Origin of the sequence: Spirulina subsalsa FACHB-351, from assembly GCF_026130165.1 — a bacterium.
GTDB classification, from domain to species: domain Bacteria; phylum Cyanobacteriota; class Cyanobacteriia; order Cyanobacteriales; family Spirulinaceae; genus Spirulina_A; species Spirulina_A subsalsa_A.
Genome location: NZ_JAIHOM010000163.1, coordinates 1 through 9,197, shown reverse-complemented (window position 1 = coordinate 9,197; position 9,197 = coordinate 1). Strand labels below are relative to the sequence as shown.

The following is a 9,197-nucleotide window of genomic DNA, read 5'->3' as shown; positions in this document are numbered from 1 at the left end:
CATTTTTTGACAATTTGAGGGAAGTTGGATAGAATCAAATTATTGATTTTTTTTAAAAAACAAGCTCCTATTTTACCGAAGTAGGAGCTTTTTGTCAATTTTTTTTCTAACATTCAACACTTCTGCTTCTAAGTTAAATCGTAAATGGATTGGTATTGATCAAAGCTTGGAAGCCATTAGAACAATTATCAATCGCTTTAAAAATGGATGTGACCTTATGGGAGATTTTGTCAGTGCTAATTGTAATAGGGAGGTCAACAGAAGCCAACAATTATCACTTTTTGATAAAAACATAAATCCACAAAATACTGTATCAAATTTTACTTTATATTCTCTTAAATCCTATCAAAGTGATTTGTTTGATCTGGAAATTTATGAGGAATAAGCTGTGGGGGAGAGTAGTCAGACCTCGACAAATTGAGAGATGGGTTTCCCCTGACTTCTCCGTTGAGCAGAGATAATGGCAAATTGTTCAGCCGATTTTGAGTCAAAGGGAAGAATGCGGTTAGCGAGTTCTTCTTGAAATACAATGTGGGCGTAAGTTAAGATTGAGGCGAATAGAGGCGATCGCCCCCAGGAGCAACCATGCCGGAAACCTACACGCATATTTCAATTATTTTGGATCGCACCGGTTCAATGGACACCATTCAAGATGATGTCATTGGTGGTTTTAATCAATTTTTAGCCAGTCAGCAGGAAGAAACCGGGCGGGCAACCCTCACCCTCGTACAATTTGACAGTCAAGATCCCTACGAAGTGATCCATCAGTTTGCCCCCCTTGAGCAGGTAGCCCCCTTAAGTCGTGAAACCTATGTGCCGCGAGCTTCAACACCGTTGCTTGATGCCATCGGTCGGGGCATTATTGATTTAGCCCATCGTTTGGCAACGATGCCAGCAGGGGAAAAGCCAGATCAAGTCGTGTTTGTGATTATCACCGATGGCCAAGAAAATAGCAGTCGAGAATTTACCAAGGCCCAAGTCATGAAACTCTTGGCGGAAAAACAAGAAAAGGACAAATGGCAATTTGTCTTTTTAAGTGCTGATTTAACGGCACTCGACGATGCTATAGATTATGGTTTTCATGCTCCAGCGACCATCAGTTTTGATAAGGATAGTCAGGGAACGGCGGCAGTCTTTTCTTCTTTAGCCAAGAATGTCAAACGTTATCGGAGTCAAGAAGCGGAATCCTTAGTCTTTGATGAGGAAGATCGCGCCCAACAACAGAGCGAGCAATCTCGCGACAATCGTCCTTAACCCATCCCCTCACCCTAAATCCCCCTCCCAAATAGGGCTTTGGTGAATAACTCAGGGAGTCGGGAGTCGGGAGTCGGGGAGCAGGGGAGCAGGGGAGCAGGGGAGTCGGGAATAATTGATAATTGATAATTGTCAATTGTCAATTATCAATTGTCAATTCCCTTGTTGAGTCTAGCGTTGGGCTTATTCAGCAGACCCCTCAAACCTTAAAACCGCGACTCAAACTCCAAAGAAGCCCGACCTTCCCCCGTCAACCCCGTAGACCCCCGGAGAACAAAATTATCATTGATCCGATAGCGCACATTAAAACGAGTTGGCTGCTCCGGTGGCGTGAGATACTGCAACACCGACACCGAGAAATTACGTCCAATATCTTTCCCCAATTCCACCGCAATCCCTAATGTTCCCGTCCTGCCCCGTTCCTCATCAATCACTTCCGCCGGGAAAATGCGAAACTCACTTAAGCCAAAAGCACTCTGTACCTCGCTAAAGACATCCCCCAACAGAGCATTACTCGCCAAATTCGCTAATCCTCCCACCAAAGCCGTACTATCACCCCCAGCCACCGCATTGATAAACCCACCCCCTAACAGCGCCACAATCTCCGTCTGGGAACGAGTAGGACTACTCGTGAGGGTCAGAATATCCCGAGAGGGCGCAGATCCCGTAGTGGAAGAAGTGTCCAAACTGCGGGCTAATTCTTGGGCAGACCCTTGAACTTGAGCCGCGACCCGGATGGTGCGCACCGTCCCCACATCAATAGGATTATCAACCACTTCCGACGAGTAAGGATCCGCCACATAGCCCCGACGGTCTGTTTCTAAAATCGCCCCCACCAAGCGAATATCTAATTGAGGATCTAAACCACTTTGGGGGGTAAAGCGAGCCGTATTCTCATAGTTGCGATCTAACCGCAGTTGACTGGTAAACAGGTTAATGGTGCCTTGTTGTAGTTCAATCACCCCCTCTGGGGAAGGATTCAACAGATTGCCATTAGCCACTAAACTCCCTTGAGCAGAAAATTCTAACAAAGGTTGTTGCTGAATCACAAAATTATCCCGCAGAGTTAAGCGGAGGTTCTCCAGTTGGACTTGATTAATCACCCCTTGACCGTTATTACCATTCCCCCCACCGCCCCCAGTGGCAGCAGCCCCGAGGAGGTCAAGGCGACCATTGGCTAGATCGATGTCCCCGGAAATGCGGGGTTCTAACACACTGCCCCCAATGACCAGATCCCCTTGCACTTCCCCAGTTAGCAACCCTTTCACGTTAATGCCCAGTTTGCCAAGAGTAACACTGAGGGGGTCTTCTGGGTCTGTGAGGGGGGTAGTTGTGGGGAGGATGCCCCGGACTAGGATTTCCCCCCCGCCAAAGTTACCGGAGAGGGATTCTACCGCGATGTTGTCAAAGTTGAACTGGATGACACCGTTGAGGTCAGTGATGGAGTCTTGGAGGAATTGGGAGGAAATCACCCCATTTTCCACGATGGCCACCCCTTGGGCCTTGAGGCTGGTCAGTTGGCGGATTTCCGGGTCAATGGCTCCGGCAATTTTTAGGTCAACTTCTCCCTCCCCATCCTGCCAAACCAATTGTTGACGGGTGAGGATGTTCAACAAGGCCAAGCCATCATCTTGCACTTTGGCCGTAATTTCAAGGCTGTTGTCTTGGGGGGGGAGGGTTTCGGGGAGGGGGAGTTGATAGGGGATGACTCCCGTTAAGGTGAGGGGGGTTCCATCGGCACTGAGGATGCTGCGACCCGAGAATTGTAGGCGGGCATTGCTGTAGTTAAAGCTGCCCGTGGCGATGGAGATGGGGGTATCGTTAACGCTGGCGTTCAGGAGGTCAAGGCGGCCCCTGGCTTGGGGATTGGCGCGGGTGCCGCCGAGGGTAGCGCTGGCGTTTAGGGTGCCGTCAAAGCCGATGTCGGGGGGGAGGGGGAGGAATTCTTGGAGTTCGGCAATGGGGAGGTCGGTGATTTCCAGTTGACCGGAAATGGTTTCCCCGCCAAAGGCTCCACTAAAGGCAATTTCTCCCCCGCCGAGGGTAATTTCTAGGGGCAGGACTCGCACCACCCCATTATTGAGTTCTCCTTGGGCTAGTAGGTTGTCGAGGTTATAGAAGCCCCAGTACCAGTTTTCGCCGCTCAGGTTAAAATTCGCCTGAATCCCTTCTAACCCCCCTTGGAGCGCGCCGGAGGCGGTAATGGTGCCGTTAAATTGCCCTTGAACTTCCGTGAGCGGGGGTAAGGGGACGGGGGGCTGGTTGGCGGCGGCCTGTTGGTTTTGCAGGGCGGTGATTTCTGAGAGGCGGCGCAGTTGGTTGTAGACGGTGGTGGTTGGGTCGCCCACGCTGACGGTGTTGAGGTCGGCGGCGCGGCCGAATTGGTCGGGGGGGGTTTGGAAGGTTTGGGCGAGGTTGGTGAGGTCTACGAGGTCGAAGAGATTAAGGGTGGTGATGATATCTTGTAAGTCGCCGTTGTCTACGGCTAGGGTGACTTGGAATTGGGGGTTAGGGGTTAAGGGGGTGACTTGACCGTTGAGGTTGTAGGTGGTGATTCCGTTGCGGAATTGTCCGTCCTTGAGGGCTAGGATGCCGTTGTGCCATTGGAGGGTTCCGGTGAATTGTTGCCCGGAGAGGGGGCCGAGGGTGGGTTGAGTAATGGCGATCGCACTTCCTAACTCCCCCGTTGCCCAGTTGAGATTCACCTCTCCCGATAAATCCCCACTCAGAGGCTGGGTGGCAATGGTGGGGGGCAGAAGATGGAGGGGGATGAGGGACTTGGCTAGGGCGAGGGGAAATTGTTCTACTTGGGCGGTGAGGAGATTCCCCGTGGTTTGACCTGTGGCCGCCATGGCATTGAGACGGAGATCAAAGGTGGTGGGGAGGTAGCCACTCCCTAACTCAGCATAGACCCTATCCTGTCGGGTTCCCTGTAAGTCTACCACCCCCCCCTGTCCGGCAAGGATACGCACAGACCCGGCGAGGCTGGGGTCAAAGGGGAGATCATTGACAGCGAGATTATTTAAGGCCAAGCTGCCCTGAATTTGAGGCTGGTTTAGGGTGCCGGAAACTTGTCCGTTAAAACTGGCGGTTCCGGCGAGGGTGAGGAGGTCTGGGTCTAGGGTGGCGATTTCCGGGGGAATTCGGTTCAGGGGCAGATCATTCAACCCCACAGTGAGATTAAATCCTTGAATCACAGGAGGGCTAAAGTCCCCCCGTTGTAGGGCCTGTCCATCTAGATTAACTGTGCCTTGGGCGGTCAACTGTTGCCCAGCCTGTACCTGTTGCAGATTTAACTGTTGCCCATCCCAAGCAAATTGGGCGGTGAGGGGGTCGGTAATGAGGGAAACCCCTTGACTCAGGCGGATCTGCCCTCTGGCTTGGGTGTTGCCCACTTGGAAATCCGCCACCCTCGCCCCAACGGTCAATTCTCCCCCTAAACTCCCCCGCAGTTGGGGCGCAATCCTCGCCAGTTGCACCCCTTGGGGCAGGAGTTGGGCGGTTAGGTTGCCCCCACTCAGTTGGATCTGGTTCGCCTGTACCTGTCCCCCGGCCACTCCTAAACGGGCTGAACCTGATGCACGAATTGCGTCTAATGTCAAGTCCTTTAAATTTCCAGTCACTTCTAGGGAGGTGCTAGCGGTTTCTACCCATTCCGGGGGGAGTTGGGGGGTGAGGCGATGGGGTTGGAGGGCGGCGGCTTCTACCTGACTCTGCCAGTTTCCCTGAGCCAGTTGGAAGCGAGCCGTGACCTGTCCCCCGGCTAGTTGTTGGACTTCGGCGTTCCCTTGGGCGGTGAGGCGGTTGAGGTCGGTCAACTGGTCAAGGGGGGCGCGGATTTGGGCGGTGGCGGTGGCTACTCCCAACTGGGTACGGTTGAGGGGGAAGGTGGTGGGGGCTAGAGGACCCAGGGCTACCCCGGTGGCTTGAATATCGGCGGTGAGGGTTTGTCCGGTTAGGCTCAAACGGGAGGCGCTGACTCGTCCCCCGGCTACCCCTACCCCCAGATTTCCGGTGGCCTGGAGGCTCTCTAGGGCTTGGGAGAGGGTGCTAGGCGGCGCGGTAAGGGGCTTGAACTGGCTGGAGATGTCTAACAGCCCATCCAAGCTCCCTAGGGGCGGTAAGGCGACGTTAGGGGGCAGGAGTTGGGGGGTGATACGTCCGATTTGTACCCCTTGGGAGCGGAGGGTGGTGCGGAGTTGGTTGTTACGGAAGGTGAGATTCTGGGCTTGCAGGGTTCCCCCGGCTAGGGTTAGGCTGGCTTGTCCTTGGGCGGTGATGGTGTCGGGGGTGAAGGATTCTAGGGATCCGGTGAGTCGGAGGTTGGCGTTGGCGGGGCCGAGGTGTTGGCTAATGGCGTTAATTCCACTTCGGTTTCCGATTCCCCCTCTCCCGACTCCTGACTCCTGATTGAAGAGGGGGCGCAGGTTAATGTTACTGGCGCGGAGGTTGGTTTGCCAGCGTCCTTGGGAGAGTTGCAGATCCTCTAGTTGGGCGTTTCCTCCTCCTAGGGTGAGATTGGCATTTCCTCGGACTTCTAGACGATTGAGGGTGAAATCTTGCAGGGGGCCGGCTACTTGTAACTGGGCGTTGGCGGTCCCGATTTGTCCTTGAGCGAGGTCTGGGAGGGGGAACAAGTCCCCTAAGCGGACTCCTTGGGCTTGTAGGATTCCCTGCCAGCGTTGATCTTGAATCTGGAGGTCGCGCACGGCCACCTGTCCACCGCCCAATAAGGTGTTACTGGCGACGGTTGCTCGTAGATTTTGCCAGTTATCGAGGGGGATGAGGGCTTGGGCTTGAATGTCGAGGGATTCTAGGGGGAGGGGGAGGTTCAAGTTGTAGAGACGGGCGAGGCGCTGACTGGGTAAATCGACTCCGGATAGTTGGACAAAGGCGGTGCGGGGTTCTCCCCATTCTAGGGTTCCGCTCCCGGTTATTTTACCCCCCAAGGTGGGGATTATTTCTAACCGTTGGAGGATGCCTCGTTCTTCCCCTAAATGTAGGGTGACATCGGCTTCTAGGCTTTGTACTCGCACTTGATCGAGGGTGAGGCCACAAAAGGCGGCCGGAGAGAGTTTGTTGCGGGTGGGGCAGGTTTGACGGGCGCTGGCGGTAATGACTCCTTGATTGAAGGGGCCGGTGAGTTGTCCTTCGAGTTCTAGGGTGCCGGTTAGGGTAAATTCTGGGGGGGTGAGTTCAAAGGTTTGGAAGAGGTTGGGGAGGGTTAAGGTGGGGATTTTGCCCTGTAGGTTAAAGCCTGTTTGGGGGGAGAGGGAGCCTCCGATGATGGCCTGAATTTCCCCGAGGGTGGCCTCTAGGCCTTCTAATTGGGCGCGATCGCCCTGTAAACGGATGATGCCTTGAGCGACGGTGAGATTGGGTTTTAAATCGTCGAGGAGGAGGGTTAAGTTGTCGAGGGTCAATAGGCCGTTCAGTTGGGGTAGGCTGTCTAAATTGAGGGGATCTCCGGCGATCTCGACGGTGAAGTTACCCCCGACTTGTCCGGTTTCGATTTGTAGGGGTAATTGGGCGAGAAAGGATTGTTGGAGGGCTCCCAGTGCGATCGCCTCTAACCGCACATTCCCTTTACCCCGTAGCTGGGGACTCCGAAACTCCCTAAGATTCTCTAACTCGGCTTGTAGGGCAAAACGGCCCCCTGCTAACACATCCCCAGCTAACTCTCCCCGGGCCTTGTTGTACTCTTCCCCTAGGTGAATATCCCCCTCCCGCACCCTCACCCCAAAGGGCGGATTTAAGTGGCCTTGGGGAGAACGAGCGGCCACGGTTGCGGTAGCATTTTGTAAGCGAATCCGTTCCACTCGGACTAAGGCCTGTTGCTCGGGGTCCCGTTGGGGAAAATCGGGCAAGTTGAGCCATTTTCCCGTCTCATCCTGCTCTAAATAGACCTGGGCCCCTTCTAAACTCACATCTAAGACAATCTGACGCGCTGCCAACATCCCCACGGGATTAAAACGCACTGTGACCCGTTCCACGGTGGCAAAGTCTGCATCTCCTTCTGTGGCGGGGATTCGGGTTTCTCCAAAGCGGAGATGAACAGGAGAAAAGCCCTGAACATCCCCCAATTCTAGAGGGCGTTCGAGGGTTTCCGTTAACTGTGCCACGACAAAAGGCCGTAATAGTTGTTGTAGAAGTAGCCAAATCACGGGGAGACTCGCCCCAGCCCCCACCAACAACACGACTCCCAAGGCAACACCTAAGCGGCGAAAACCTCTGGGACTTTCCTGAGATTCCGGAGTTGGTTCAGCGTTGGGAAATTGCGTCATGATTGTTACCTCACAGCAGCCATATTTTATGATCACCCTAGGGCTTTTATTCGCTAATCTGCACCTTGATGACTCTTTCTTTACCCTTAAACGAAGTTCACCTCTGGCAAGTTTCCTTACTTCATCCCCCCTTTCCCCTGCCCCAACTCATGCCCCTGCTTTCCCCCGACGAACAAGCCAGAGCGGCCCGTTATGCTTTTGAAAGCGATCGCCAAGGGTTCCAAATCAGTCGCGGCTGTTTGCGGCTCCTCCTCGCCCACTACCTCGCCACATCTCCCCAGCGTCTCCAGTTTAGCTATACTCCCAACGGTAAACCCAGTTTGACGGATTTTTCCCTGTCTTTCAACCTTTCCCACTCCCACCAGCTAGCCCTGTACAGTATCACGCCCCGCTATCCCATCGGTGTAGATTTAGAACATTTGCGCCCCATTGCCAATGTTCTCCAACTGGCTCAACGCTTCTTTACCCCCCGCGAGGCCGCCCAAATCGCCACCTTAAATTCTTCTGGGCAGGAAATAGCCTTTTTCCAAGCTTGGACGCGCAAGGAAGCCTATTTAAAGGCCACGGGGGAAGGGATTAAAGGCTTAAAGCAGGTTGAAGTGTCTTGTTTACCAGATGCCCCTGTGGAAATCCTGCGTCTTGCCCATTCTAGCGGAATCTCGGCGGAGTGGTCACTGTATCATCTGACTCCCGCCCCGGATTATATCGGGGCCTTAGCGGTGGGGAGTCGGGATGTGGTGGTGCGATACTGGCAGGATTGGGAGACGTTGCGATCGCACTTTTTCCGCCGCTAGTCCTCCTCTACCTTTTGTTGGGTTGCGCTGCGCTTCACCCAACCTACAATAGGGTTTTAATCGGGGTCTATGCCTAGGCGTTTTAACTGTTCGGCGAGACGTTGCGATCGCACTTTTTCCGCCGCCAATTCCTCCTCTACCCGTCGCGCCCGTTGTTCAGACTCTTCCGCCTGTCGCTGTGCCGCTTCCGCTTGTTGCTGTGCCGCTTCCGCCTGTCGCTGTGCCGCTTCCGCCTGTCCCTGTGCCGCTTCCGCTTGTCGCTGTGCCGCTTCTGCTTGTTGCTGTAACTCGATAGAAGTTAAAAACCGACGACCATCAGGATAATACAACTCTAACCCCGTCGGCTGACATTCAAAGCGAATCTGGAGGCGAGGACTCACCCAGCCTTCCATTTCCTCAATCATCTCTAATCCCCCCTCTCCCCGCAACCATCCCGCTAAGTCCCAACGTTCTGGGTCATAGATATAATATTCTTCCACTCCGTAACGCTCATAAAACCTCAGTTTCCGATTCATCTCCGCCAAACGATTCCCCGGAGAAACAATTTCAAACACCACCTGGGGAGCAATATTATCCTCCTCCCACTGCCGATAGGACCCCCGATGACCTTTCGGCCGTCCGATAGCTACCATGGCATCAGGCGCTTGACGGGTTTTATTGTCCCCTTCTACGGGATACCAAAGTAAATCCCCTGCAACGAACACATCAGGACGATGGGCGAATAAAATTTCTAAGTTCTCTTTAATGACTACAATCCATTGGAATTGCTGGGTATTCTCGGCCATTGGTTGTCCGTCACTTTCGGGATAAATTACGGTTTGGGACAGTTGTTGAACCATAGTGATTGCTCTGAGTTGGGCGAATC

4 protein-coding genes are annotated in these 9,197 nt (G+C 53.7%); 2 read left to right on the top strand and 2 right to left on the bottom strand.

Going from position 1 to position 9,197, the window contains the following annotated elements; translation table 11 throughout:
- The first annotated feature begins 585 nt into the window (after positions 1-585).
- Positions 586-1,254 carry a hypothetical protein gene (locus K4A83_RS20820; protein WP_265266620.1) on the top strand — a complete coding sequence of 223 codons (669 nt, stop codon included), beginning with the start codon at positions 586-588 and terminating at the stop codon, positions 1,252-1,254.
- 206 nt (positions 1,255-1,460) lie between these two features.
- On the opposite strand, the gene K4A83_RS20815 is transcribed toward K4A83_RS20820, so the two are convergent.
- Entirely contained in the window at positions 1,461-7,538 is a 6,078-nt protein-coding gene (locus K4A83_RS20815) for a translocation/assembly module TamB domain-containing protein (RefSeq protein WP_265266619.1), read from the bottom strand.
- A gap of 68 nt (positions 7,539-7,606) precedes the next feature.
- Here K4A83_RS20815 and K4A83_RS20810 point away from each other — a divergent pair, with 68 nt between their 5' ends.
- The gene (locus tag K4A83_RS20810) at positions 7,607-8,332 is read left to right on the top strand and encodes a 4'-phosphopantetheinyl transferase family protein (RefSeq protein WP_265266622.1); all 726 of its coding nucleotides are present in this window, start codon (positions 7,607-7,609) and stop codon (positions 8,330-8,332) included.
- Positions 8,333-8,388: 56 nt separating this feature from the next.
- Here K4A83_RS20810 and K4A83_RS20805 read toward each other — a convergent pair whose 3' ends face one another.
- Positions 8,389-9,171 (bottom strand): Uma2 family endonuclease, encoded by a 783-nt coding sequence (locus K4A83_RS20805; protein WP_265266621.1) that lies wholly within the window; start codon positions 9,169-9,171, stop codon positions 8,389-8,391.
- Positions 9,172-9,197: the final 26 nt, after the last annotated feature.

What these genes read in the sequence shown, in the direction of transcription:
- K4A83_RS20815 (WP_265266619.1), bottom strand. Translation starts at nt 7,538, where the DNA reads ATGACGCAATTTCCCAACGCTGAACCAACTCCGGAATCTCAGGAAAGT.
- K4A83_RS20810 (WP_265266622.1), top strand. Translation starts at nt 7,607, where the DNA reads ATGACTCTTTCTTTACCCTTAAACGAAGTTCACCTCTGGCAAGTTTCC.
- K4A83_RS20820 (WP_265266620.1), top strand. Translation starts at nt 586, where the DNA reads ATGCCGGAAACCTACACGCATATTTCAATTATTTTGGATCGCACCGGT.
- K4A83_RS20805 (WP_265266621.1), bottom strand. Translation starts at nt 9,171, where the DNA reads ATGGTTCAACAACTGTCCCAAACCGTAATTTATCCCGAAAGTGACGGA.